Consider the following 20,275-nt stretch of genomic DNA (forward strand, 5'->3'; position numbering starts at 1 on the left):
GCCTAACTCCTTTTATTGGTGGCGGCTGTCTTCTTGGTGGCGGTCTTGCGCCAGCCAACGTTTGATGCCGGGTGGATCGCCAGGTAGGTTGGCTGTTCGCTGCGCAGCAGAACTTTTCCGAGTTGCCGCCGGATCCCATTTTCATTGAGCGTGGCGTCATCGCAGTAGACGTCGAGGGTGAAAGCCACCTCATCAGAATTCCCCTCATGGACCCAGGCTTCCGCTCTTGATACGCCGGGTATCGTCTCCGCTATCTCGCAGACCGACTTCATACAGACCTTCTCGCCGCGGCTCATCACATAGGTCGGCTGGCGCTGACGGAAAAAGAGATAACCATCGTCGTCCATCTCGAAGATATCTCCCGTGCAGATCATCCGCTTGTTGCCGTTGACGGGGGTGGTCGGCTTGTCGTGTTTGCCAATGCGGCAGAGCATTCCTGTCTCCGTTTCGACGATCAGCTCACCGACCTTATCGCCGGGATTCTCTTTGCGCAGGTGGACCTGAACGCCGGGAAGCGGCAGACCTACCGACGCGTATCTCCGGGGCGGCTCCAGGTGGGCCGCCAGCGTGGCGACACGAGGACCCGCCTGGGTGAGGCCGTAGGTCAGGTAGAGCTCCAGTCCGGGGTTACGCATCAGCACCGCGGCGACTGACGTGGGAGCGAGAGCGTCTCCCCCGACCGTCAGGCGGCGCAGCGGCGCCGGAAGATTTTCGGAGCCCGCTTGCAGCCAGGCGTCGACCATCAGGGGCGTCAGCGATGATTGGGTGATTTGATAGTCGTGAATCGTCCGCTCATAGTTCACCGGCGTGAAGGGCGGTCCGGCGATGATCGCCGTGCTGCCCAACGCAAAGGCGGCGAGCAGTTGGGCGACAAAGGCGTAGGAGTAATACATGGGGAGGTTGATGAGCACCCTGTCGGCGGGCGTTTGCCCCACCGCCTGGGCATGACGGGTGGCATTGAGAAAGAGCGCGTCAATATTAAACAGACAGCCGCTGAATATGCCGGAGGTGCCCGATGTGAGAAGAATCAGTTCTCCGGGCCGGTAACGACGGGCCTCTACCTCGTCGAGGAAGGTGAGTTTTACTCCCTGCGAGAGGACGAGGGTTGTTTTGACCTGTCGCAGGCCCGGTGGCGTATGCAGGGCGATAAGCGTATTGGCGCCAAGAACCTTGGCGATGCGATAAATTCTGGACGGCGGCGCCGATGACGGGAGAAGCACCGGGACAGCTCCCAGGGTTAAAAGAGCGAACACGATGGTGACGAATTGCCTGCCGTTCGGCATGGCGATCATCACCGGTGCGCCGGGTTCAAGACCCAGCTTGCGCATATTTTTCAGCACCTCGTCGAATTGGGGCGTCGGCGCTTCAGGCTGGCCCACCTGGACAAGATTATCCAGGAAGTGTTGTACCGTATCCGGCGCTATTTTTTTGACCGCCATCATTGTTGTCCTCCTGTGTCCTGATTGGCGAGGATCAGGCTTGTCACACCGTGTCCAGACGTATCTTTCCGGTGGTATGTGACGATGACATGGGTCGCTGAACATTCATGGAGCCATATGCTGGCGATAGCTAACGCCGGGGGAAGACCGCTAGCCGGCGGCATCGATAGGACCAGGCTTGGGCCGCTGAACCCCAGAAACAGAGAGGGGAGACAGCAAATCATGCCTGGGCACGCGCCAGAGAAACGCAGCGGTGAGATCCGGCCTGACGGAATCGTTGTGCCGATCCCATGCAGGGTATGGGCGGTGCACTGGTCGCTCACCGCGATATGCCCCACGGCCAGCCCGGAAGAGGCTAGGGCTGAGCTATTTTCTTTGAGCGCCTGCTCGACGGCTTCGAGTACCAGCCACGCAAGCGGATCGGCATAGAGGGAGGCTTTCTGCTTCGGCTTCAGGCTGGATAAGTCGGGCGCAGTGGCAACGCCTCTGCCAAGGATAGCCAAGCCGCAGGCGTTGATGACAGCCTGTTCGTTCATATCGTCGTCCCTCCGAGTTTCTGGAAAACCAGGCAGGTATTGAAACCGCCAAAGCCGAGCGTCACACTGATACCGAAACCGGAGCGAACCTTCATGGGATTCTTCGCTGGCAGCGGCAGATTGAAATCAGGAAGGGGGTCCAGCAGGTCGTGGACGGGGGGGACCCATCCTGTTTCGAGCGCCTTAAGGACGGTTATCGCTTCAATGGCGCCGGTGGCGCCAAGCGTGTGCCCAAACGCTCCCTTGGTTGCGAAAATGGCCGGTGGCTGAGGGACATCAGCGAACAGCTGCGTGTAGGCTTTGGCTTCTACAACATCGTTAATCACGGTACCGGTGGCGTGCGCATTAACGACAGCGACGTCCGCCGGGGTGATCCCGGCGCTTTGCAAGGCTCGTTGAACGGCCAGGACAACATTCTGGCCTGACATATTCGGGGCGACGGCGCTGGCGGCGTCGTTTGACGATCCCGCGCCGGCGATGACGCCGTACGGACGGGCTCCCCGAGCCTGCGCCCGCTCCGCCGGTTCAAGTACCAAAAACGCGGCCCCTTCGCCGAGAACGGTTCCGTTGTGCCTGATATCAAACGCCCGCAGTCGGTCAGGAGACAGGGTGCCGAGACGCGAATGGCTGAGTCTTTTGCCAAGCGTCAGTACATCAGCGCCGCCACACACGCAAACTTCCGCCGCGCCGGCTTTGAGAAGATCAAATCCGGCCTGGATGGCATCAGCACCCGCGGAGCAGGCGGTGGTGACAGTGACGGGAGCGGCCACGCATCCGGCGTCTCGCACCGCCCTGGTCGACCATTCGGACAACGACGCGATCTCAGGCATATCAAGATGAGGGCCGAAACTGGTTCCGAGCACCGCAAGGAGAAACGGATCATCCGGGGCGATCCCCGCATCCTCCAGGGCCCGCAACAGGGTGGCGCGAGTCAGTTCGTGCTGACGCTTGTCGGCGGGCCACTCCGACGGAATATCTGGCAACGATGCCGCGCGATTATTCCGCAACGGCAGAGCGGCATCGAGTTCCGTGATGCCGGAGGCATCGGAGAGAAGCGATTCCCACACCGTACTGATCTCCGAACCAAGAGCCGTCGACCACGCTATCCCCGTCACCCAGATCGGCGAGTCGGTGATTACCATAGTTGCTCCCCCAGATCCGAGACTTTTTTGCGAATCAGCGAACCTTTGAGGGTGCCGACCGGCTGGCCTGAGACTTCCGCTTGGCAAGTGAAGGTGATGAAGTCGTCGCGAAGACTATCGCAGGTCATGTTGAAGATCAGCCGGTCCCCCGGAACCACCACCTTGGTAAACCTGGCTTTAACCGACCCGACCAGGGTAATTTCATCCTCGTCCAGAGGGGATGTGGAGACTTGCAAAAGAATAATCGCGGTTTGGGCGATGGCTTGCATCATATGGCTGGCAGGAAAAATCGCCCGCTCAGGGAAGTGCCCGGCGATCGCATCCGTTTGTCCGGATACGACCATCATGCTCTGCAGATTTTTACCAGGCTCGTAATCCAGCACCCGGTCAAGAAAAATCATCGGATGGCGATGGCGCAGCCAGCTTTTTAGTTCCGTGAACCCCATGACCCGCGGCTTGCGTTGCTGTGCTTTATTGGCTGTAGCAGTCATTGGTTGTCCTTCCCGTCGGTGAGTGAATGACGAAGGCGCGATATCAGGCGAGTCAGCGTGTTGATTGAATCGAAATTCTCCGGGGTGAAATCCTCGTCCTCAATCTTTACATTGAAGGCGTATTCGCACTGGGCGCGAAGTTCGCTGAACCCGAGCGAGTCGAGCCCCAGACCATCACGCATATTGATATCCGGGTCGATCTCCGCTCGTGGAACGCTGATAAAAAGATCGTCGACCAGAATGCCGATTATTGTTGTTTCTATGTTCAAAGTGGTATCTCCACTACTGTTGATTTGCATGAAAAATAGCTTTCGTTGTTGCCGTTCGTTGAGGGACCTCCGTCGGGCATGACCACTGCCGGTGCGTCTGGTCGCCGTAGTGCGATTTGTTTGAAATCGCAGAGAATTGACATGAATACCTCTATTTAACTTGTTTAAGATGTGTATCTACACGACCTTTTCTCATCTAAGAGATAGGTATTAATTATTTCATGTGAGAATTAATATTTTAGAGATAGTGTTCGTCCAGGGCTTTAACGATGGTTTCGTAAAATATTGATTGAATTCTCTGGTGTTTTTATACGGTTTTTATTTTTTTTATTAAAAGGGAAAATAGTCATCCAAATAACAACCATTACTCATGATGGTACGTTTTCCCTTCAAATTATTTTGTTTGAAATTATTTGAGGTATGGCGTGGTGCCTCTATTTTTTTTGCGGAGAATTCTTATTGATATGTTCATTTTTTCAATGTAAAAACAATTTCAATAATTGCATGATTATAGTGGTAAACAACTATGGACTGGTTGAAAACTCCTCCGTTATATGCGTTAAAGGCTTTTGAGTCTGCGGCTCGTCACCAATCATTTACTCAGGCAGCGAATGAGTTATCCATTACGCAAAGCGCTATCAGCAAGCATATTCATACAGTTGAAAGTTTCTTTGGTCGTAAGTTATTTGAACGTAATGGCCCTCGGGTGGTATTAACACCCGACGGGGAATGCTTTGCCAAGGAAATTCAAGTCGCGTTTACCTCACTATGCACGGCTTGTGAACACTTTTCCGGTGATAGGGATACGTTACGTATTAGAGCGCCGACAACTTTTTCGTTACGCTGGCTTATCGCGATAGTAAGAAAACTGCATGCCAAGAAAAATTATCCTATTGTCAAGCTGGACAGTAATGGTTTTAATTCGGAACTTGTTGATTTTAAAACAGGTAATTATGATGGGGCGATTCAGTACGGTAAAGGAGATTTTCCCGCGAACTGGGCGGTTACCCACTTGCTTGATGAATGGTTAATCCCGGTTTGCGCCCCCGGCGTATTACCGCAATGTAGCGATATTAAGGGCTTCGGCATTGATCTGTTGTATTCCAAATCAAAAGAAGATTACTGGTTATTATGGTGTAAAGGTATTCAAAGGAAGATTGGACTAAAAATTGTTAATCAACATGAATTTAACACCATGAATTTTGCCATTAGTGCCGCAGTTCAGGGGTTGGGGATCGCTATTGTTGATATAAATATGGTGAAGAGAGAGCTTGAAAATAAAACATTGGTTTTGCCATTTAATCTCGCTGTCCGCACAGGTCAGGGGTATTATTTTGTCTGGCCGAAAGAACATGCCTATAACAAAAATATTGTTTTACTGAATGATTACCTGAAAAGCTCGATTGTTGAAGGGAGAATAGACTCGGTGAGCTACATTGATTAACAGGTTTGTGTAATAAAAAGGAAAAGATTTCGTTAAGATTAACGGAAGTGCTTTGCTGAATGTTGCCATTAAACGTCGTATTTTATGCTTTTGGCTATTCTTGTCTTTGGTCCAATATAGTCAGCTATATTAAGCAGCATGGCTGGTATCTCATGTGTTGTTATATTAAGTGGTTAGTCAAGGTAAATAGTTTGGTTATCTTGGGCTAGCTCTATTCCCGGCGGCAGCGTATGCGTCATTAACCATTCATCCAGAGTATGATCGATATGAGTCAGCAGCATTCTCCGCGGGCGCAGGGCGTAATATAACGCAATGACCTCATTGATATCGTTGTGATTCTTTTCCTGACATGGCGGATAAGTACAGTCAATAATCAGGCAGGTTATCCGTTGCCGGCGCAAAAAATGAGCGGTATTTTCCGGCAATCCCCTGGTGTCGGTAAGATAAGCCACCCGGCTATTTCGCCGGTTTATAAGGTAGCCCCAGGTTAGGCGAGAATGGTTGAGCGGCACGGGGGTAACACGCATATTTCCCATCTGATAAGTGTGGAACGGATGTTCGAGAAATTGAAAATCCAGTATACCGGGGTGTTTGAACAGATCGTCACAGCCAGCGGGGTCGGGAGGAGAGAATACCGGAATCGGCCCCCCCTTTCCCCAGCGCAGGGGAAACAGTCCATGGACGTGATCCATATGATAATGCGTAAGCAAAATACGCTGTAGCTGACCTGGCTGAAAACGTTGCGACAAATTGTCCAGCCCGGCATCCAGCAATGTCAGTTCCCCTGCGCAATCTAACAGCGCGCTGCAGGGACGCCGCCGGTATGTTGACGTATGACGGGCTCGCCCGCAGGCCGGGCATTCGCAGCCAAAGAGCGGCGCGGCGTGAACGCCGCCAGTGCCGGTGAACGTTAATGAGAGCAAGGGGACGTTAGTCATCGAACCGCCTCCTTGTCGCGCTCGGGTGTTTCGGCCGGTTCAACAATTGCCGGAAGGCGCGGACGGTCTGCTCCAGCGGACCGGTGTTGGACAAGCATGGGCAGGTAGCCGGCACGGTTGATTGATAATTCATGGTACGGCGCAGGCGCTCCGCAATCTGCTGCTCATTTTCCCGCCCGCGTTTTCTCAATCGGTGCTCCAGTATCTTTTGCGGAACGGTCAGGCAAATCGGCAGCAGACGATCGCCGTAACGTTTGCCCGCCTGTGGCAAATAGGCGCGCGACCCGTTAACGACCACATCAATGTCTTTCTCCAGCCAGGCGTCGATTTCAATGCCCAGTCCGTAATGCAACTGATGCGCCCGCCAGGATAAACAAAATAACCCATGGTGATAACGGAACCAGAACTCCTGTTCACTGAGAGCAATATGGTTTTCACCGCCCGACGACGCCGGGCGAGTGATATAGCGATGGGCGACCAGCACATTTTGGGTGGACGAGGTTCGCAGTGCGGCCAGCAGACTGTCTTTGCCGCAACCGGAGGCGCCGATGAGATAAATCAGTCTGGCCATCAAAATACCCTCCGTCCGCGACACCAGACCGCCTGAATATGGGGTTCGCCCCTGAATTCTCTGACCAGTACCAGATCCGCGCGTTTTCCTTCGGCAATGCATCCACGGTCATCCAGACCCAGAGCCCTGGCCGGCGTTAACGACGCCAGAGCCACCGCCTGCGGCAGGGTATAAGGCAATGTTTCATCGCCGGCGAGCTTGAAGGCCGCATCCAGCAGACTACCAGGGAAATAATCGGACGAGAGAATGGTGAGCAATCCTGTCTCTGCCAGCAGGCATGCCGATACGTTCCCGGAGTGCGACTCGCCGCGGATCACATTGGGCGCCCCCATCATGACCTGCATCCCTTTTTGATGCGCTGTTTGCGCCGCTTCCCGTGTGGTGGGAAACTCGGCGATAGTGACGCCTTGCTGACATGAGGCGTCGATATGCGCGGCGGTTGCGTCGTCGTGGCTGGACAGAACCAGGCCCTGCGATCGGCATTGCGCGGCAATCGCCTCGCGGTTAGGCTGTGACCAGCGTTTGGCGAAGGCTATCTGTTGCCGGGTAAACTCATCCATCTGACTGTCGCTGAGATGATATTTTCCCTGGTAGTACGTACGGTATTTTTCCGCCGAGACAAACTGTCTCTGGCCTGGTGAATGGTCCATTAATGAAACCAGTAACAACTCCGGCGTGTTTTTTAGCTGATTGAAGAGCGGCAGCGTCGTTTCATGAGGCAACTCACAGCGCAGATGAAGATAATGATCGGCTCGGTTCAGGGCATTCTGCTGGCTGTAGCGGATAGCGTCGACCATCTTTTGCACGTTCTCCATGCGATCGCCGCCCGCGCGCACATCGCCAATCGCCACCGCATCCAGTACGGTGGTGATACCGCTGCTGATAATACCCGCGTCGTGATTTTTCATGGCCGAGGCGGCGGGCCAGCTTACGCCGGGGCGCGGGGTAAAGTATTTTTCCAGATTATCGGTGTGCAGTTCGACCAACCCCGGCAGCAGCCATCCTCCTTCGCCATCCACCGCCCGCGGCAGATTGCTGACGGAGTCCGAGCAGCGGTGAATGATTTCATTGGTAACTTCGATCGAGCCGAGTTGCAGTTCGTTTTCCATGACTAAATGAACATTATTGATAATCATGGCTTTTCTCCTTGTCAGACACCGTGTCCGGCATGGTAAAAAGGCTGTCAGCCACCCGTTCGCGGATTTCCCGGTCATGAAAGATGCCGATAATAGCGGTTCCCCGCAGTTTGGCTTCCTCGATTAGCGCCGCCACGGTGTGGCGATTTTTGTCGTCAAGGGACGCGGTGGGTTCATCCAGCAACAGGATGGGATAATCGGTAATAAAACCCCGAGCGATGTTGATGCGTTGCTGTTCGCCGCCGGAAAAGGTCGAGGGCGCCAATGACCACAGACGTGATGGAATACGTAACCGGGACAGCAATTGTTCGGCCCTTTCGGCACATTCGGCTTTTTCCACACCTTGTTCCAACAGTGGCTGCATCACCACATTCAGCGTACTTATGCGCGGGATCACGCGTAAAAACTGGCTTACCCACCCCAGGGTTTCGCGACGGATGGCGAAAATGGTGCGCGCGTCGGCCGTGACGATATCCACCGGATGTTGCCGGTGATTGATCCAAATATGCCCCGCATCGGCTTGATAATTAGCGTAAAGAGAACGTAGCAGCGTGGATTTACCGCAGCCGGAATGACCGTGCAGCGCCATGCACTGCCCTTTTTTAACCTGCAGATTGATAGCCGATAATACCGGCAGTCGCACCCCTTGCTGGTTATGCAGAACAAAGGTTTTTGACAGGTTTTCTACCGCAATCTGTATTTCAGACGTGGAATTACACATAGTATTGCTCCCGTATTGCCTGCCGACAGGCAAACGTAGGCCGATCGACTACATCAGCACCGACGATGTCAGCAGTTGGGTATAGGGATGGAGGGGATCATCGAGCACCCGGTCGGTTAGCCCGCTTTCCACGATCCGTCCCTGTTGCATCACCATTAGCCGGTGGGTGAGTAACCGCGCGACCCCCAGGTCATGGGTGACGATGATGACGGCCAGTCCCATGTCCCTTACCAGATTGCGCAACAGATCCAACAGGCGCGCCTGCACCGATACATCCAGCCCGCTGGTGGGTTCGTCCATAAAGATCAGGCGTGGCGACGTAACCAGATTGCAGGCGATTTGCAGACGCTGCTGCATACCGCCGGAAAAGGTGAGCGGAAAATCATCCAGCCGTTCCGCCGGAATTTCGACGCTTTCGAGCCACTCTTCCGCCTGCTGGCGGATATGGCCGTAATGGCGGTGGCCGATGGCCATCAGCCGCTCGCCGATATTGCCGCCGGCGGAAACCCGCGGACGCAGTCCGTCAAGCGCGTGCTGATAGACGACGCCCCAGTCGCGACGCAAGATCTGTCGACGGCGGTTCTCGCTGATGCCGTATATATCCAGTTCGGTATTTGCTTTATCGAAGTAGATAACCCGGCCTTGTTGCGGCGTCAGGCGCCCGGACAGCGCATTAAGCAAGGTGCTTTTCCCCGAGCCGGATTCGCCGACAATGCCCAGTACCTCGCCGGGGTAGAGCTGGAAATCAACGTCGGCGAAACCTTTGCCCGGCGCATACAAATGGGTCAGGCCGCGAATGTTCAATAACGGCTGTTGCTGCACTTGTGAGGATTTCATAAGCCTTGTTCCTCCCTCTGCTGTTGGCAAAAATCAGTGTCTGAACAGACAAACATGCGGTTTCCCCGATCGTCGAGCACCACCTCATCCAGGAAGCTGTGCCGGGAGCCGCATAGCGCACAGGGCTCATCCCACTGTTGTACTGAGAAGGGGTGATCTTCAAAATCCAGGCTTTTCACTTTGGTAAAAGGGGGTAATGCGTAGATACGTTTTTCACGCCCGGCCCCAAACAGCTGCAACGCAGGCATCATATTCATTTTGGGGTTATCGAATTTGGGGATCGGGGAGGGGTCCATGACGTAACGATTGTTGACCAATACCGGGTAGGCGTAGGTCGTGGCGATATGTCCGTGGTGCGCAATATCCTCGTACAGTTTAACGTGCATCACGCCGTACTCCTCCAGCGCATGCATCTTGCGGGTTTCGGTTTCCCGCGGTTCGATAAAGCGCAGGGGTTCAGGGATCGGCACCTGATAGACGATGATTTGGTCGGCGCGCAGCGGGGTTTCGGGGATGCGGTGCCGGGTCTGAATCAAGGTGGCCTCACCGACCCGAGTGGTGGTGTTGACGTGCGCCACCCGCTGGAAAAAGTGACGGATGGAGACGGCGTTGGTGGTATCGTCCGAACCTTGGTCAATCACCTTCAGCGTATCGTCACGACCGATCAGGCTGGCGGTCACCTGGATGCCGCCGGTTCCCCAGCCATAGGGCATCGGCATTTCGCGCCCGCCGAAGGGAACCTGAAAACCGGGGATGGTTACCGCTTTGAGGATCGCCCGGCGGATCATCCGCTTACTCTGTTCGTCCAGGTAGCCCATGTTGTAGCCGGTTAATCTATCATCCTTCATGACGTTCCTCCTCAAAGTCACGGCACAGCTGTTTAAGCAGATCCAACTCGGCCTGAAAATCAACATAATGAGGGAGTTTCAGGTGCGAGATGAAACCGGAAGCCTCCACGCTGTCGGCATGAGAGAGCACGAACTCTTCATCCTGCGCCGGGCTGGTAATTTCTTCACCGAACTCGTCCGCCCGCAGTGCCCGATCGACTAATGCCATCGACATCGCTTTGCGTTCCGCTCTGCCAAATACCAAACCATAGCCACGGGTAAAACAGGGCCGTCCGGTGGCGGTGGTTTTGATGTTGTTGACCATTTCACATTCGGTAAGCAGAATTTCGCCGACCTCAATGGGAAAACCCAGTTCTTCCGGGGCGCAACTCAGGGTGACATAACCCGTGCGAATTTCGCCGACAAATGGATGGTTACGGCCATAGCCGCGCTGAATGGAGTAACCCAGCGCCAGTAAAAATCCTTCATCGGTTCTGACCAGTTGCTGCAGACGGGCCGAGCGGCTACAGGGATAAGTGATGGGATGGCGGGTAATATCATCAGGTTCGCTGTCGTCATCATGTTCGGCGCTCATCAGCTCTTCGCGGGTCATCATTTCAAAAATGCGCGGACAAGGAGCGTTCGCCGGGATCGCGGTTGGTTCGCCAGTCTGGGACAGCGGCGCAATTTCATTCTCATTCAACAGGCCGAAGTCGAGCAGACGATGGGTGTAATCATAGGTCGGCCCCAGAATCTGGCCGCCGGGCAGATCCTTATAAATGGCGGAAATACGCCGCTCCAGCCTGATGCCGGCCATCTTGAGCGGCTCGCTGGCCATAAAGCGCGGCAGCGTAGTGCGGTAGGCTCGCAGCAGGAATATCGCTTCCACCAGATCGCCGCTGGCCTGTTTGATGGCGAGCGCGGCCAGCTGCGAATCATAAATACCGCCTTCGTTCATCACCCGCTGTACGCTCAGTTCCAACTGCTGCTCGATTTGTCGGCAACCGAGTTCATTACATGCGCCGCTGCCTCTGCGGAGTCGCTCCTGCAGGGCATGCGCCGCGGTAATCGCTTTTTCACCACCTTTAACGGCAACGTACATTAGCTCACCTCCACATGGGTTGTTCGCGGAATGGCCAGTAATTGCCGCCCGCAGGTGAAAATGAAATCCAGTCCCAGGGGGAAAGCGACCGGACGGCGACCGAGGTAGCGTCTGACGCTTTCCGGCAGCGCTACGGTAACGATACGCTGGCGCTCAATGCCGGGACCGCTTAAGGTCAACGGAGGCGCCCCGCTGAGGGAAGGGACCTCGAGAATCAGCGTGGCGCCGTGATGGGGGAATTCGCCGCTGCCGCAGGCAAACTCATCGAGCAGCGCGGCGGGAAACGCATTATCCAGCACCGCGAAAGCCGCCTGCGAGGCCTGGTCGGTGAGCGTCGCCCCGGTATGAAAACGGAGATTATGGCCGATCCGTTCATCGCGAAACGGCGTGGCAAGATAGAGCGGCGTGTCATTGTCCGCCAGCGTGAGCAACACGGCGCAGCCAGCCGGAGATAGCGGTCGCCACTCCGGGGTATCGGTAAACGCAACCGCTATGCCGGGCTCGCTCATCGCCTTCAGTATCAGCCGAAACGCACGTTGCGCATCGGCAATGGGATCGGAAAATCCGTTAAGTAGCTTCATTAGTCTTCCCCCCTTACCAGGGTAAAGAAATCGACCTGGCTGGCGGCAATCTCCCGTGCCCGCTGCTGACGCTGCGCGGTTAACTGCGCGTGCAGGGGTATAATCAGGCGTGTCTGAAGTAAATCGTACTGCGCGGGTTGCTGTAACAGCGCATCAATGAGGGCGCTTAGTTCGGCGTGCGCCTTATTCCGGCCGATAACGTAGCTGTAGCCATAGCCGCCGCTATCATTGCCGGAAAGCTGCACCACCGCACGGGTGACGGTCACATCCCCCATAAAGAAACGTCCTCCTTCTCCTCCCGCGCGTCCCTGAACCTGAAGCAACCCGACCTCGGGGCTCCTGATCAGGCGGTACTCGGGCGCCAGGCCGAGAGACTGCCACAGTTCGATTAATCCTGATGTTGGACTATGAGCCAGTACTGACATCCAGTGCTGGCGAATGGATGTATTCATCATTAGCCTGTCCTGTCAAAGTGGATAACTCTCCGTGTCTCTGCGTGCCGTTATCCAGCCACAGATAACAACTGTTCGGCATCGGAACCACCCGGGGATGGGGACAACCATCATGAATGGCGAACGATGCGTGATTTAGGCTTGCAGGAAATGCATGAAGTCGGTTTTATTTTCGATGGGCGTGCGCTTCGGCCGCCCAAGATCGGCGCGGTGTCCGGAACGACACAACACTTCAATAAAGGCGTTTTGCGGTCGAGACAGGGCATGGGTAAGGCTTAGCGCCAATTCCAACGATGTGGCGACGGTTTGCGTATAGCTGTAACCGATGGCGTGAGCGATCTCCGACAGGCATAGGTTGGCGGCCAGGGTTACCTGACCGCCAACCGAGGCATGAGCGCCGTTATTGATAACAATATGCAGGATGTTGTCTACCTGAGAAATATTGGTCAGCCCCCCCATATGCATCAGCACCGCGCCATCGCCATCCATACACACGACCCGCCGCTGTGGATTGGCTAACGCAATACCCAGCGCTATCTGAGAGGCGTGGCCCATGCCGCCGACGGTAAGAAAGTCTTTTTCGTGGCTGAGCTGGTCCCGTTCGCGCAGTTCGTACAATTCCCGCGATAGCATACCGGTGGTGCTGACGATGGGGAGCGTGTTCGGCAGAATGTCAAGGCAGCAGGCAACGATCTCCTCTCGGGTCATAACCCCTTTTTCCGCTGCCGGATTGGCGACGTGCCGCTCGGCCGGCGTGGGCGAAAACGTATTTTTCCTGCACACCAGCGCAACGGCGCGCTGTTCATGTTTAGCCTGCTCAAGCAGTGAAGCCACGTTGGTTGGCAAGTCCGCCTCATTGCCGTCAACGACGTAATACGGAATATCCAGCGTTTCCAGCAATGGCAGTGTGACCCGGCCTTGTTTGACGTGCTGAGGCTCATCATGCAACTGCTCCCCATTGTCGGCGAGTTCGCCGCGCCAGCCGATAATAAGCAGGGCCGGGATGGCGTACACGTGAATATCCGCCAGTGAGCAATACGGATTGATCAGATTGCCCAGCCCCGAGTTTTGCAAATAAATAGCCGGAATATGGCCGGTCGCCAGATAGTGACCAATGGCCATCCCCATGGCCGCCCCTTCATTACAGGCCGTGACATGCGTGATGCCATCGTCGGCGTTGGAAATTGCCCGGCAGAATTCTTTTAACAGCGAGTCCGGCACGCCGCTATAAAAATCCACATCGTGCTCACGCAATAACTCGATAAGATCGTGTGAAGAAATCATAATATCCTTCTTGGGTATTTAGAATGCGGTAGAGATAAGATGGTCTAAGACTAATTATTTTGTCCCGGGAATCAGTTCCAGAATATCTTTTATCGGCATACACAGATTTTCAATTTCCTGGGTGCGGCCATTCTTTAAAATATCCTCGAGAATATTCCTCATTGCCGGGTAGGATGCCCGCAGCAAATGATTGGCATAAATGACAATATTGAAACCATAATCAGTAAGATGATCAAAAGTAATATTATTGAAGCTGGTAGGAACGCAGACTAATGGGATATTTGGCGCGGATTTCTTAAATATCCGTGCGAAATCTATGATTTCTTGCGGATCGACTTTACGGCTATGAATCATAATACCATCCGCGCCGGCGGCGACATAGGTGAGCGCCCGGTCAATAGCATCCGTCATACCCGCATCCAGAATTAAACTTTCCACTCTGGCAATAACCATAAAATCATCAGTAAGCTGTGCTTCCTTGGCAGCGGTTATTTTCTCAGCGAAGTGGGTGGGATCGTCCTGTGTTTGTTTTACATCCGTACCAAAAAGAGAATTTTTCTTCAAACCTGTTTTGTCTTCAATAATTATGGCGGATATCCCCATTTTTTCCGCTGCATTGATATGATAAGGCAGATGTTCTATTTGCCCCCCTGTATCACCATCAAGGATTAGCGGTTTGCTTGTAACATCAAATATATCCGCAATTCTATTTAAACGGCTACTCAGCGATAATAATTCGATATCGGGTTTACCCTGTACCGTTGAATCGGTTAACGAACTTGACCAAAAGGCGTCAAATCCAATAGATTTTTCGTTCAGGACATAAGACGCCTGTTCCACCAGCAGTGCGGCCAGCGGACTATGCGTTTCCATAACCCGGATGCTTTTTTTATTATCCAGCGCCTGTTTCAAAGCGTTACGGCGTTTGTCAGAGGTGGTGCTTGTAAGAGAATGGTTGCTTTTCATGAGCGGTTCCTTTTATATCAATAAATAATTACTTGTTGTAAGCCTTAAAAAAATCGAAATAGGTACTTTGGTCAACACGCGACGGGTTATCAGATAATGCCTTTTGATAGGCTTTCGCCAGTTGCGGATAGAAAAAACTTTGCACGCAGGTCTGTTCTAAAAGAGGGGCGACCAGCAAGAGATCTTTAATGCGAAGATCCAGTGGAAAAGAGATGGAACGGTCGTTACGTTTGTATTTATCCAACAATACATCCATGTAGACGGATCGACCTCTGCCCATCGGCAAGGTTTCGCAAATTTCGTCTTTGTTTAACCCTATTTTTTCCGCCAGAAAAATCGCTTCGGCGGCCACCGCCATATTCATCGCTTCACAATAATTATTAACTACCTTCATCGCCTGAGCATGTTGATTACTGCGCATCAATGAATAGCGGCTACAGAGGACTGTCACCATCTCCAGTAGTACCGGAAGAAAACTGTCCGTTACCGGCCCCATATAAGCGACCAGCTTTCCTTGGCGTGCACCTTCCGGTCCCCCGGAAACAGGGAGTTCTACGTATTTCAACGGGATTTTCCGCATGAAGGCTTCAACCCTGCGGGATTCTTCCGGCCCCAATGTACTGGTATTGATAAGCAGCTTTTCATGGGGGTGATTACTGCGTCCATCGAGCAGCGGCATAAATGTTGAGATAATACTGTCAGCGTCTTTTAGACAGGCGATAACAATACAACAATCGTCATTGAAAATATCTTGTATTTCATAAATCGGTATGGCTCCATCATCAATCAGCAGATCGGCTTTATTTCTGGTTCGATTAAATACTGATACCGGATAGCCGCAGTCAATTAATCTTCTGGCCAATGCGCTGCCTAATGACCCTGCGCCAACAATATTTATTTTTTTCCTCATATCTAATTTTCCTTACTTTAGATCGCTAATTAGATGACTGGTTTTTATTAATAATTAATCTCCTAAGTAATAACTTGATAAATTAGTTATGATAATATTTTATATAATGTCGTCAGGATTTAATGGTAAATAACCTGTTGTGATGGTTTATGCCTGCTTTATGTTAATTATTTAATACACCCATTATTTTTATAATGAAAATGGAAAATAGTAATTCACATAATTACTCCTACTCACCATGAGTCAGAGTTATACGATTTTATGTACAGTTAAAGATGATTTCCCATTCTTTATCCTTGGTGAATGCAGCCAGTGCCGTTTACGCTGGTTGAAAACCCGGTTGCACCAAAACCCGCTCATCAAGGCGTCGCTTCGTTCAGCATCACCGCCAGGAACGTCGTCTGGAAGCGCGTCGCATCGACATCTATTGCCACATGGGCATTAAAAAGGTGTCGGGAAACCGGCCGACGATCGGGAATGACCTGTCCCCTCGACCATTCACCATGCAGTTCGATATGGGCGTATAAAGATTCGAGAGACAGGTAGCCGGGATCCTCGCAGACCGCAACGGCAAGCGGATCGTGAAGCGGACAGCCGTCAATGTCGGGATGCATCTCCTGGTAGGAATTGACGTAAAAATCGGTGATCTGCATTATGGTTCGGGCGGCGTGCTTTAATCAGCCAATACAGCATACTGGCAGCCAACAGCGAATTAAGCGCCGGAATACCCCATTCGATGGCGAAGCCTACCACGGCGCCGGCAATACTCGCGGCGATGGCCGCCCAGCCGATCAACGGCGTATCGGTGATTTCCGGTAGTGCGCCTTTTTTTCTGCTGGCGGCGAGCAATTGCCGATGGGTGCGTAAAATATAATAGTCGACCAGCATGATGCCGATAATCGGCGGGAACAGCACGCCAAGCAGCGTGAGAAAATCCACGAACCTATCTAAAATACCCATCACGGAAAGGAAGGTGCCAATAAACCCAATCACCAAGGTGATCGACATATAGCTGAGTTTTCTGCCGGTCACGCCTTCTATGGCGTTGGCGATGCCCAGCGATGACGAATAAAGATTGATGTCGTTGATTCTCAAGGTGGAAAAAATAACCGCGATCAGCCCGATTCCCCCGGCGGTTTGCGACATGATGGTCACCACGTCGGCGATATTCAGCGCCCGGGCAATTAATATCGCCAAACCGTTGACGATGAATTCCCCCACGATGATCGACATAATGGTGATCCAGAAAACGTGGTTGCCTTTTTGAGAGTAGCGGGTCATATCGGGGGTAATTAAACTTGCCACGATACAGCCGCCGACCACCATGGTGGCTCCGGCGCTGATGGAAACGGCCGCGCCGGTGGGAGCGGAGCGCAGCAACTCGACGATATTGTGCCCGGTGAGGGTCATAACGGAGATATAGCCGACGATAAAGATAAACAGCGGAACGGCTATTTTCGCGGTAAATTTTAACGCCTTGAAGCCAAAGGCGACCAGAATCGTCAACGCGGCGCCGGACAGGGCGGCCGACCAGCCGAAGCCTAACCTGTCGTTGAGGGCGAAGTTGAGGGCTTTGGCAAATACGGCGTTTTGCACGCCGAACCAGCCTAACAGGCTGACGGCAATCACCAGGCCGATCAATACGGAACCAACGCGTCCGAAACCGCACCATCTGGCCAGCAGGCTGCCGGATAATCCTTCTTTCATACCCGCATAGCCAAGGCCCAAGGTTACCACCCCGAAAATCGCGCTGCCGATAAAAATCGATATAAAGGCATCGGTCATGGCGTTGCCCAGTACGGCGCCTAACATAAATTGATCCAGCGCGGTCAGCATCCCTATATGGACCAATGCCACATTAAAAAAGGGCAGCCGTACATTCATCGGCACCCGGCTGACCGGGTAATCATCTATTCTTTCCATCTGAATATATTCCTTATATTTAAATAAATTGAATGCCTTTCTCTATGAGTGAATTGGGAACGTAATTATCCAGTCCCAGATGATGGCAAAACGCTTCAAATTGATTCAACGAATGGACGTTCGACTTTTGATACATGCTATATACCCTGTTCTCAATGGTTTTATATGAAACGTTCATTTTTCTGGCGATCTCTTTATTGCTAAGCCTTTGCAATATCAGAAAAATAATATCAAGTTCAGACTTGGTGAAAATGTCGGTGGTTAATTCGGTGTTCAACGTGGTGGGCTTTTTGTGGTTAATATAAACCAAAGGGGGAACAGCGTAATAAGACTGCGGATATAATCATTCATACTTTTAGGCGACGATGGCATCCTGCCCTCCTTTTAGGCTAATGCTGACTCAGCGGATCGATTTTGCTAAATAGTGACGCGTGTGCTTGTGGGCATATCCCGGCAGGTTTCCGTATTCGCGATACCCCAGTTTTTCGTAAAAGCCCCGCGCCTGAAAACTGAAGGTATCGACATAGGCCAGATGGCAACCGCGTTTGAGCGCTTCCTCTTCGGCTTTTTTCATCAGTTGGCTGCCTAACCCGGTTTTTCGGTGTTCCTCGCTGACCCACAGATATTGAACTTCAAGGCCTCCCCACCAGGTTCTGGCCACCAGACCCGCCACGATGGCGCCGGCCTCGTCCCTGAAGTTTAAAAATAATGGGTGAATATCGACGGCGTCGTATTTTTCATTGTGTTTCCACAGGCTTTGAATAACGAAGTCTTGTTCGCTTTGATCCGGCTTGTCGGTAATATTTAAATTCATTTATTGTTCGCATCCTTATTATTGATGTTTAAATTATATTTTCATATTTCAGAGTTGGCTAATAACATAAATATTTTTATGAAACAAGAGGGGTTTTCACCCGTTCTCACGCTCGCGTATTGCGCTATGGTAAACAGCGCGATGAATATAAAGATCGAGATATTTATATAATGTCAGATTAATCGGGGTGTGTGAATAATGTCCTTCACCGGTATTCCTCCAACGGTAACAACTATTCCGCCGCGATCGCTGATTTGCAATGGCGTGGGGGATGTGTTCTGGCCTGAGTGTTCAATGGTCAGTCTGGTTCATTTAGGGACGCAATGGCCATGCTGGGAAAGATGGTTTTCCTCTCTTTATCTTTGCCATCACCGTCTGACAGGTCGACGAATAGGCATACCCGCGATGATAACGAGTTAACGGAGCGGGAAATAATCGCTTCACTAACAGAGTGTTAGCTCCCGCTACCGGCGGGCTAAGTTCTGTAGTCAGAAAGGCATTCAATATTACCTTAAAATAATTAAACTTTAAGTGCGGTTGTAATTAATTGATTTTTCCTGATGATTAATTTGAAATTTTATCATTGTTTGAACTTACCTCTTCACTTGTAAAACAATAGTTATAAATCAATGTGTTATTTTGTTTTTTTGAGCTTTTCCTCTATGGGCAAAAAAATAATTTGCTAATAGAGTGTGATGTGAACTAGCCTTTTTTAGGTAAATTGATTAGCTAATCTTATGAATTATTCGAGGCATGGCAGCTGTGACCATGCTTACATTTAGTGCTCACTGTGGCTTGCTAATTACATGCTGGGAGGGTGGATGAATCTCGTAAAAGTGAGTCGTCTGGCACCGCAAGGAAATATCGCTGATTTGGTCTCTGTTGTTTCTACTAAGGAAAATAGAGATGTGTTCGAATTCCTGGATAACAACGTTGATTATTTGAAAGATTTACTATGGACGGAGGGGGCGGTTCTGCTTCGAAACTTTATGCCCGTTACCTCTGATTCCTTTTCAAAACTATCCAGTCGATTGTTCAGTCGAACGCTCGATTATACCTACCGTTCAACTCCCAGACGTTCGCTGAGCAAGAATGTCTTTACAGCGACGGAGTACCCTAGCCCGCTCTCCATTGACCAGCATTCGGAAAACGCCTATCAGCGCGACTGGCCAATGGTGCTGGGGTTTTGCTGCATTGTCCGTCCGGGAACGGGCGGCCAAACGCCGATTGCGGATCTCAACAGAATAACTCAAAGCCTGGGCAAAAGTTTACTCGACGAGTTCGAGGAAAGAGGAGTTCGCTATGTTCGGCACTATCGGCCCTTTGTTGACTTGCCCTGGCAGACTGTTTTTCAGGCTGAAACTCCCGAGCAGGTCAACAGCTTCTGCCGCAAAAACGACATTGAATATGAGTGGTTGGATAGCCAAACGTTGCGAACCTGGCAGGTATGCCAGGGGGTTGCTCGTCATCCTTTAAGTCATGAAAGGGTTTTTTTTAACCAGTGCCATATGTTTCATATTACCGGTGCCGGTGAAATGTCTGCTAAAGCGCTTGAGCATGCCTTTGGGCGGGACAAAGTTCCACGTCATTCACTTTTCGGGGATGGAGCGGAAATTCCAATGAGAAAATTGAATCTTATCCGTGAAGTATTAGCCGATAATCGCTATCAATTTGATTGGTGCGAAGGGGATATCCTGCTGCTGGATAATATGCGTTATACCCATGGTCGAAATCCTTATACCGGAGATAGAAAGATCGCTGTTGCAATGATGGAACCCTATTCAAGCATGACCGAATAAGTGACAAAAATTTCAGGTTTTTCATGGTGATCACTTTTTTTATTTCAAGCGATATATATTTTTGCCTGTCCGAAGTGCAATTGTCGAGAATTG

General features: G+C 51.9%; 22 protein-coding genes and 1 pseudogene. 2 read left to right on the forward strand and 21 right to left on the reverse strand.

Annotation, left to right across the window (positions count from 1 at the left end):
- Window positions 1-2: 2 nt before the first annotated feature.
- The 5 genes from DDT56_RS13995 to DDT56_RS14015 are packed head-to-tail and all read right to left on the reverse strand — an operon-like array spanning window position 3 to window position 3,907.
- Window positions 3-1,442, reverse strand: a complete 1,440-nt coding sequence (locus DDT56_RS13995) for a class I adenylate-forming enzyme family protein (RefSeq protein ID WP_136167059.1) — start codon at window positions 1,440-1,442, stop codon at window positions 3-5.
- Window positions 1,439-1,975, reverse strand: coding sequence for a coronafacic acid synthetase (locus DDT56_RS14000; protein ID WP_136167060.1), 537 nt, complete (start codon window positions 1,973-1,975; stop codon window positions 1,439-1,441). The genes DDT56_RS13995 and DDT56_RS14000 overlap by 4 nt, the downstream gene beginning before the upstream one ends.
- The gene (locus tag DDT56_RS14005) at window positions 1,972-3,117 is read right to left on the reverse strand and encodes a beta-ketoacyl-[acyl-carrier-protein] synthase family protein (RefSeq protein ID WP_136167061.1); all 1,146 of its coding nucleotides are present in this window, start codon (window positions 3,115-3,117) and stop codon (window positions 1,972-1,974) included. Before DDT56_RS14005 ends, DDT56_RS14000 begins: the two co-directional genes overlap by 4 nt.
- Window positions 3,111-3,608 carry a 3-hydroxyacyl-ACP dehydratase FabZ family protein gene (locus tag DDT56_RS14010; protein WP_210417032.1) on the reverse strand — a complete coding sequence of 166 codons (498 nt, stop codon included), beginning with the start codon at window positions 3,606-3,608 and terminating at the stop codon, window positions 3,111-3,113. The genes DDT56_RS14005 and DDT56_RS14010 overlap by 7 nt, the downstream gene beginning before the upstream one ends.
- Complete coding sequence (locus tag DDT56_RS14015) at window positions 3,605-3,907, reverse strand: acyl carrier protein (RefSeq protein WP_136167062.1); 303 nt, start codon at window positions 3,905-3,907, stop codon at window positions 3,605-3,607. The genes DDT56_RS14010 and DDT56_RS14015 overlap by 4 nt, the downstream gene beginning before the upstream one ends.
- Window positions 3,908-4,403: 496 nt before the next feature.
- Between DDT56_RS14015 and DDT56_RS14020 the strand changes: the two genes are divergently transcribed.
- Window positions 4,404-5,321 (forward strand): LysR family transcriptional regulator, encoded by a 918-nt coding sequence (locus tag DDT56_RS14020; protein ID WP_136167063.1) that lies wholly within the window; start codon window positions 4,404-4,406, stop codon window positions 5,319-5,321.
- A gap of 173 nt (window positions 5,322-5,494) precedes the next feature.
- Here DDT56_RS14020 and phnP read toward each other — a convergent pair whose 3' ends face one another.
- From phnP to DDT56_RS14100, 16 genes and pseudogenes are all read right to left on the reverse strand, one after another.
- Window positions 5,495-6,259 (reverse strand): phosphonate metabolism protein PhnP, encoded by a 765-nt coding sequence (gene phnP / locus DDT56_RS14025; RefSeq protein ID WP_136167064.1) that lies wholly within the window; start codon window positions 6,257-6,259, stop codon window positions 5,495-5,497.
- Window positions 6,252-6,830: a ribose 1,5-bisphosphokinase gene (gene phnN / locus DDT56_RS14030; RefSeq protein WP_136167065.1), complete on the reverse strand. Its 579-nt coding sequence runs from the start codon at window positions 6,828-6,830 to the stop codon at window positions 6,252-6,254. Before phnN ends, phnP begins: the two co-directional genes overlap by 8 nt.
- On the reverse strand, window positions 6,830-7,966 hold the full coding sequence (gene phnM, locus DDT56_RS14035) for an alpha-D-ribose 1-methylphosphonate 5-triphosphate diphosphatase (RefSeq protein ID WP_136167066.1): 1,137 nt from the start codon (window positions 7,964-7,966) through the stop codon (window positions 6,830-6,832). Before phnM ends, phnN begins: the two co-directional genes overlap by 1 nt.
- Window positions 7,953-8,687, reverse strand: a complete 735-nt coding sequence (gene phnL / locus DDT56_RS14040; RefSeq protein ID WP_136167067.1) for a phosphonate C-P lyase system protein PhnL — start codon at window positions 8,685-8,687, stop codon at window positions 7,953-7,955. The genes phnM and phnL overlap by 14 nt, the downstream gene beginning before the upstream one ends.
- 48 nt (window positions 8,688-8,735) lie before the next feature.
- The gene (gene phnK / locus DDT56_RS14045; protein WP_136167068.1) at window positions 8,736-9,524 is read right to left on the reverse strand and encodes a phosphonate C-P lyase system protein PhnK; all 789 of its coding nucleotides are present in this window, start codon (window positions 9,522-9,524) and stop codon (window positions 8,736-8,738) included.
- Window positions 9,521-10,372, reverse strand: a complete 852-nt coding sequence (locus DDT56_RS14050) for an alpha-D-ribose 1-methylphosphonate 5-phosphate C-P-lyase PhnJ (protein ID WP_136167069.1) — start codon at window positions 10,370-10,372, stop codon at window positions 9,521-9,523. Before DDT56_RS14050 ends, phnK begins: the two co-directional genes overlap by 4 nt.
- Complete coding sequence (locus DDT56_RS14055) at window positions 10,362-11,453, reverse strand: carbon-phosphorus lyase complex subunit (RefSeq protein ID WP_136167070.1); 1,092 nt, start codon at window positions 11,451-11,453, stop codon at window positions 10,362-10,364. Before DDT56_RS14055 ends, DDT56_RS14050 begins: the two co-directional genes overlap by 11 nt.
- The gene (gene phnH / locus DDT56_RS14060) at window positions 11,453-12,034 is read right to left on the reverse strand and encodes a phosphonate C-P lyase system protein PhnH (protein WP_136167071.1); all 582 of its coding nucleotides are present in this window, start codon (window positions 12,032-12,034) and stop codon (window positions 11,453-11,455) included. Before phnH ends, DDT56_RS14055 begins: the two co-directional genes overlap by 1 nt.
- Window positions 12,034-12,489 carry a phosphonate C-P lyase system protein PhnG gene (gene phnG / locus DDT56_RS14065; protein WP_136167072.1) on the reverse strand — a complete coding sequence of 152 codons (456 nt, stop codon included), beginning with the start codon at window positions 12,487-12,489 and terminating at the stop codon, window positions 12,034-12,036. The genes phnH and phnG overlap by 1 nt, the downstream gene beginning before the upstream one ends.
- A 132-nt stretch (window positions 12,490-12,621) precedes the next feature.
- The gene (aepY, locus tag DDT56_RS14070; protein ID WP_136167073.1) at window positions 12,622-13,770 is read right to left on the reverse strand and encodes a phosphonopyruvate decarboxylase; all 1,149 of its coding nucleotides are present in this window, start codon (window positions 13,768-13,770) and stop codon (window positions 12,622-12,624) included.
- A 54-nt stretch (window positions 13,771-13,824) separates the two neighbouring features.
- Window positions 13,825-14,736 carry a phosphoenolpyruvate mutase gene (gene aepX, locus DDT56_RS14075; RefSeq protein ID WP_136167074.1) on the reverse strand — a complete coding sequence of 304 codons (912 nt, stop codon included), beginning with the start codon at window positions 14,734-14,736 and terminating at the stop codon, window positions 13,825-13,827.
- Window positions 14,737-14,764: 28 nt separating this feature from the next.
- Entirely contained in the window at window positions 14,765-15,646 is an 882-nt protein-coding gene (locus DDT56_RS14080) for an NAD(P)-dependent oxidoreductase (RefSeq protein ID WP_136167075.1), read from the reverse strand.
- Between the two features lie 359 nt (window positions 15,647-16,005).
- Window positions 16,006-16,260 (reverse strand): nucleoside hydrolase, encoded by a 255-nt coding sequence (locus DDT56_RS14085; RefSeq protein ID WP_246856782.1) that lies wholly within the window; start codon window positions 16,258-16,260, stop codon window positions 16,006-16,008.
- Window positions 16,244-17,569 (reverse strand): cytosine permease, encoded by a 1,326-nt coding sequence (locus DDT56_RS14090; RefSeq protein ID WP_246856783.1) that lies wholly within the window; start codon window positions 17,567-17,569, stop codon window positions 16,244-16,246. The genes DDT56_RS14085 and DDT56_RS14090 overlap by 17 nt, the downstream gene beginning before the upstream one ends.
- A 19-nt stretch (window positions 17,570-17,588) precedes the next feature.
- A pseudogene (locus DDT56_RS14095) lies at window positions 17,589-17,882 on the reverse strand (helix-turn-helix transcriptional regulator); the annotation flags it as partial.
- A gap of 87 nt (window positions 17,883-17,969) precedes the next feature.
- Window positions 17,970-18,383 (reverse strand): GNAT family N-acetyltransferase, encoded by a 414-nt coding sequence (locus DDT56_RS14100; protein ID WP_136167077.1) that lies wholly within the window; start codon window positions 18,381-18,383, stop codon window positions 17,970-17,972.
- Window positions 18,384-19,204: 821 nt separating this feature from the next.
- Here DDT56_RS14100 and DDT56_RS14105 point away from each other — a divergent pair.
- Window positions 19,205-20,182: a TauD/TfdA family dioxygenase gene (locus tag DDT56_RS14105; protein ID WP_168197629.1), complete on the forward strand. Its 978-nt coding sequence runs from the start codon at window positions 19,205-19,207 to the stop codon at window positions 20,180-20,182.
- Window positions 20,183-20,275 lie beyond the last annotated feature (93 nt).

This window comes from Brenneria corticis, assembly GCF_003115855.1.
In the GTDB taxonomy this organism is placed as follows: Bacteria; Pseudomonadota; Gammaproteobacteria; order Enterobacterales; family Enterobacteriaceae; genus Brenneria; species Brenneria corticis.

Excerpts from the sequence above, each read along its gene's own strand:
- DDT56_RS13995 (WP_136167059.1), bottom strand. The coding sequence starts at position 1,442 with ATGATGGCGGTCAAAAAAATAGCGCCGGATACGGTACAACACTTCCTG.
- DDT56_RS14000 (WP_136167060.1), bottom strand. The coding sequence starts at position 1,975 with ATGAACGAACAGGCTGTCATCAACGCCTGCGGCTTGGCTATCCTTGGC.
- DDT56_RS14005 (WP_136167061.1), bottom strand. The coding sequence starts at position 3,117 with ATGGTAATCACCGACTCGCCGATCTGGGTGACGGGGATAGCGTGGTCG.
- DDT56_RS14010 (WP_210417032.1), bottom strand. The coding sequence starts at position 3,608 with ATGACTGCTACAGCCAATAAAGCACAGCAACGCAAGCCGCGGGTCATG.
- DDT56_RS14015 (WP_136167062.1), bottom strand. The coding sequence starts at position 3,907 with ATGCAAATCAACAGTAGTGGAGATACCACTTTGAACATAGAAACAACA.
- DDT56_RS14020 (WP_136167063.1), top strand. The coding sequence starts at position 4,404 with ATGGACTGGTTGAAAACTCCTCCGTTATATGCGTTAAAGGCTTTTGAG.
- phnP (WP_136167064.1), bottom strand. The coding sequence starts at position 6,259 with ATGACTAACGTCCCCTTGCTCTCATTAACGTTCACCGGCACTGGCGGC.
- phnN (WP_136167065.1), bottom strand. The coding sequence starts at position 6,830 with ATGGCCAGACTGATTTATCTCATCGGCGCCTCCGGTTGCGGCAAAGAC.
- phnM (WP_136167066.1), bottom strand. The coding sequence starts at position 7,966 with ATGATTATCAATAATGTTCATTTAGTCATGGAAAACGAACTGCAACTC.
- phnL (WP_136167067.1), bottom strand. The coding sequence starts at position 8,687 with ATGTGTAATTCCACGTCTGAAATACAGATTGCGGTAGAAAACCTGTCA.
- phnK (WP_136167068.1), bottom strand. The coding sequence starts at position 9,524 with ATGAAATCCTCACAAGTGCAGCAACAGCCGTTATTGAACATTCGCGGC.
- DDT56_RS14050 (WP_136167069.1), bottom strand. The coding sequence starts at position 10,372 with ATGAAGGATGATAGATTAACCGGCTACAACATGGGCTACCTGGACGAA.
- DDT56_RS14055 (WP_136167070.1), bottom strand. The coding sequence starts at position 11,453 with ATGTACGTTGCCGTTAAAGGTGGTGAAAAAGCGATTACCGCGGCGCAT.
- phnH (WP_136167071.1), bottom strand. The coding sequence starts at position 12,034 with ATGAAGCTACTTAACGGATTTTCCGATCCCATTGCCGATGCGCAACGT.
- phnG (WP_136167072.1), bottom strand. The coding sequence starts at position 12,489 with ATGATGAATACATCCATTCGCCAGCACTGGATGTCAGTACTGGCTCAT.
- aepY (WP_136167073.1), bottom strand. The coding sequence starts at position 13,770 with ATGATTTCTTCACACGATCTTATCGAGTTATTGCGTGAGCACGATGTG.
- aepX (WP_136167074.1), bottom strand. The coding sequence starts at position 14,736 with ATGAAAAGCAACCATTCTCTTACAAGCACCACCTCTGACAAACGCCGT.
- DDT56_RS14080 (WP_136167075.1), bottom strand. The coding sequence starts at position 15,646 with ATGAGGAAAAAAATAAATATTGTTGGCGCAGGGTCATTAGGCAGCGCA.
- DDT56_RS14085 (WP_246856782.1), bottom strand. The coding sequence starts at position 16,260 with ATGCATCCCGACATTGACGGCTGTCCGCTTCACGATCCGCTTGCCGTT.
- DDT56_RS14090 (WP_246856783.1), bottom strand. The coding sequence starts at position 17,569 with ATGGAAAGAATAGATGATTACCCGGTCAGCCGGGTGCCGATGAATGTA.
- DDT56_RS14100 (WP_136167077.1), bottom strand. The coding sequence starts at position 18,383 with ATGAATTTAAATATTACCGACAAGCCGGATCAAAGCGAACAAGACTTC.
- DDT56_RS14105 (WP_168197629.1), top strand. The coding sequence starts at position 19,205 with ATGAATCTCGTAAAAGTGAGTCGTCTGGCACCGCAAGGAAATATCGCT.